Source organism: Dactylosporangium sp. NPDC051087, assembly GCF_055586325.1.
Genome location: NZ_JBVJIJ010000020.1, coordinates 167197 through 171067 on the forward strand (window position 1 = coordinate 167197; position 3871 = coordinate 171067).

3 protein-coding genes are annotated in these 3871 nt (G+C 77.3%); all 3 read right to left on the minus strand.

Translation table 11 applies throughout. The features are described 5' to 3' along the window. Positions 1-59: 59 nt before the first annotated feature. Complete coding sequence (locus ACZ6TV_RS34470; protein ID WP_465301881.1) at positions 60-3146, minus strand: FtsX-like permease family protein; 3087 nt, start codon at positions 3144-3146, stop codon at positions 60-62. A gap of 217 nt (positions 3147-3363) precedes the next feature. Then, positions 3364-3684: a hypothetical protein gene (locus tag ACZ6TV_RS34475; protein ID WP_465301883.1), complete on the minus strand. Its 321-nt coding sequence runs from the start codon at positions 3682-3684 to the stop codon at positions 3364-3366. Beyond that, the coding region (locus tag ACZ6TV_RS34480; RefSeq protein WP_465301885.1) for a hypothetical protein at positions 3678-3871 on the minus strand (194 nt) is incomplete at its 5' end. The genes ACZ6TV_RS34480 and ACZ6TV_RS34475, both read right to left, overlap by 7 nt.

Below are 3871 nucleotides of genomic sequence, written 5' to 3' on the forward strand. Positions count from 1 at the left end.
CGCTGGCCGGCCCTCGCCGACACCGGTCGCGGTGGCCGGTCGCGGTGGCCGGTCGCGGGTCAGGGGCGGGGGGTTGCGGTGGCGGGGGTCGGGTCGGTGCGGCCGGCGGCCAGGGCGACCGTCGTGAACAGGGCGACCGTGAGCAGCCACGTCGACGGCACGAGGACGGGGCCGGGCCAGTCCGGCAGCGGCAGGTCCGGGAGGTCCTCGCCGAAGACGGGAAGGGCCCAGCCGGTGAGCCGCCACGTGAGCATCGCGGTGGCCAGGCCGAGCACGCCGGAGGTGGCGACGAGGACCGGATACGTCCACAGCAGGGTCCTGGCCGCGGAACGGCGGCTCAGGCCCTGGGCGCGCAGCGCCGCGAGGTCGGCGAGGCGCTCGCGGCGGTCGACGGCGATGACGAGGGCGAGCCCCCCGGCGCCGAGGACCACGGCGAGGACGCCGGACAGCACGTGGAACCAGACGGCGAGGGCCGGTCCCTGCGCGGCGAGGCGGGCCTGGGTGGCGGCGACACCGCGGTCGCCGGTGACGATGAGCCCCTGTGCGGTGAGCCGGTCGAGGACGTCGGCGGGGGCGGCGTTGCCGAGCCACACCTCGGGGTTGCGGGCCTCGCCGGCGTCGGTCGCGGCGCGGTCGGCGTACTCGAGGTCGACGAGCGTCCCGCCGGTGCCGAGCCGGGGCACGGCGGTGAGGCGCCCGGCGGCGCGCACGTCGACCGGCAGGCCGTCGAAGCCGGCGACGGCGGCGGCGCCGGGCAGCCCGACCGTCGACCCGCCGGGCACGGCGACCGCCGACGCGGTGGACGCGGCGGGCAGCGCCGTGGTCGTCACCACGGGCAGCGGCGCGGGGATGTCGGCGGCCTGGACCCAGGCGCCGTCCGGCAGGCCCTCCGGGGCGTCGAGGGTGACGCGGAGCCCGTCGGGCGCGGCGGTCAGCGTCGCGCCGGCGGAACGCCAGCGGGACACGTCGGCGAGGTCGGTGCCGGACACGGCGACGGCGGCCGGGTTGATGCTGCCGATGCCGCGCAGCACGACCGTGAGCTTGACCCCGCTCGCGGTGGTGTCGGGGGTGAAGTGCAGGCCCGCGACCCGGCAGCCGTCGGCGCAGACCGCGGTGCGCTGCTGGAAGGTGTACGGCCCGTCGTGCAGCACCCCGAACCCGACGGTGGCGGTGCCGCGGCCGGTGACGGAGGACAGCACGACGCTGAACCCGACGGGTTTCCCGACGACGGCCCCTTTGACGGTGACGTCGAGCGACACGTCCTGACCGGCGATGACGACCGGCGCCGGGGCCGGCGGGCGCAGCAGCGCGGCGACCTGGCGGGCGTCGAGGTCGCCGTACTCGTCCTGCCAGGTGGCGACGGTCGCCAGGCGGGTCGCGTCGACGGCGAGCTTCGGCGCCTCGCCCGGCCCGCCGGCGGGCAGCGCGGCGACGGCCATCGCGTAGTCGCCGGCCGGGTCGGCGGCGCGCACCGCGTGCAGCAGCTGCGCGCGGGTCAGCGGGGCGACCGTGAGCACGCGGGGCGCGCCGGTGCCGATCCGGGCGGCGAGGTCCCGGTCGCGGGCGGCGACGTCGGCGGCGGTGACCGCGAAGCCGAGCACCGCGACGGCGGCGGTGAGCAGCAGCAGGAGCCGCTGCGCGCCGGGCCGGCGGGCCAGCTGGAACGCGGCGAGCGCGGCACCGAGCCGGCCGCGGCGCAGCGCCCGGTCGCCGGCGGCGCGGGCGAGGGGGACGACGCCGCGGGCGGCGGCGAGCGCGAGGGCGATGATGACGAGCGCGGGCGCGGCGAGCGCGATCCCGGACAGGGCGCCGCCGGTGAGGAACAGCTGGGCGGTGGCGGTGACGGCGAGCAGCCCGACGACGATCTCGGCGGTGACGAGCCGCCAGCCGGTCAGCTGGGCACGGACCCGCCGCATCAGGTCGGCGACGCCGCTGACGAGATGCCGGCGCTGCGCGAGCAGCATCGCGACGACCGCGCCGAGCAGCGCCCACGGCGCCCACCGCAGCGCGTCGAGGCCGAGGACGGGCGTGTCGACGCCGGGGAACCGCCACGCGACGACGGCGGCGACGAGCAGCTGCCCGGCGACGCAGCCGGCGAGCCCGCCGGCGAGAAGCGCGGCGAGGTTCTCCCCGATGGTGAGCCACCAGCGGGTCCACCACCGTGCGCCGCGCAGCGCGATGACGGCGAGCTCGGGACGGCGGCCCTCGGTGCCATACCCGGTGGCGATGAAGATGACGGCGTAGGCGAGCAGGAGCAGCGGCGCGGCACCGACGGGGATGCTGCGGCGGGCCAGGTCGCGGCTGCGGTCGATGCGGTCGAGCAGCTGCGGGATGCCGGTGCTCAGCGTCAGCGCCCGGCCGAGGAGCGCGCCGCGGCCGTCGATGCCGGCGAGGTCGCGCCGCAGGCCGGGCAGGCTCGCCTCGGTGATGGTGCCGGGCGCGGCGGTCGCGTCGATGGACACGTCGCTCGGGCCGTGCGACATGGCGCGGACCGTCTCGGCGGTGGTGAGGACCGGCTCGCCCGGCCGCGCGTTGTGGTCGAGCCGGAAGTAGTCGTGGCTGCCCCAGTACTGCCCGTCGGGGTCGGGCGTGCGGTACGTCCCGGCGACGGTCAGCGGCGTCGCGTCGCCGTCCGCGACGTAGATCGGCCGTGTCGGGTCGGTGTTGATGACCGCATACGTGAGCGTGATCAGGTCACCGGCGGCGAGCCGCAGCCGGTCCGCGGTCCGCTCCCCCAGCATCACCTCACCGGCGGCGGCGAGGCACCGGCCGGTGACGACGGTGACGTGGGCGCAGACGTCCTGCCGGTACAGCAGCCGCGACGCCTCCCGCGGGTCGGGCTCGATGCCGATGGCGGGGAACTCTTCCGCATACACCTGCGTGAACCCGGGCAGTGCGACGATCGCGCCACCGACGTCGGCGAACGACACCCCGCCGGGCTCCCGCTGCTCGTTGACGGTCGCCCGGACGGTCAACGACAGCTCCGCCGGTGTGGCGGTGGCGACCTGCCCGGCGACGACGGCCCGGTCGACGGCCCGCAGGTACGCCGGAGCGGCGACGGCCGCGGCGACCGCGAACAACGCGAGCAGCGCGAGGGTGACCGCCTGCCCGCGACGCGCCCGGAGCATCCCGAGCAGCAACGACATCACCGCGCCACGCTCCGATCGACGACGCCCCGGCCGAGGGTGCGAGGGAACGACGACCCGTGCCGACCCGCTGCGCCCGGCCGCCCATCGGCCGGGAACGCCACCGGCGACCCGGCGGCACCCGGCGCGAGCGGCGCGAGCGGCGCGACACCGGCGGCCCCGCCGAGCACCGCGGACGGCGGCACAGACCGCTTACGAGGCACCGCAACCAGCCACATCACCGCAGCACCCTCCGATCCGCGACAACCCGCCGACCCAACCGCCCGCTGAGCGCGAGCGACGCGAACAACCCGGCACCCGGCACGGGCAGCGCGGACGGCGGCACGCCCCGAACCGCGGCGATCCGCCCACCCAACCGCCCACGGAGGGGAAGCACCACCGGCGACCAGGCGACACCCAGCACGAGGAACCCGACGGCAACGGTCCGATCCACGGCCGCCAGGCAGACCACGGCGACCGCCGGCAACGCGAGCAGCGCAAGGGTTTCCGCCCGCCCACGACGAGCCCGAACCATCCGCAGAACCAACGACATCACCACGACAGACCCCGAACCACGGCGACCCGCCCACCCGACCGCCCACGGAGGGGAAGCACCACCGGCGACCAGGCGACACCCAGCACGAGCAACGCGACGGCAACGGTCCGATCCACGGCCGCCAGGCAGACCACGGCGACCGCCGGCAACGCGAGCAGCGCAAGGGTTTCCGCCCGCCCACGACGAGCCC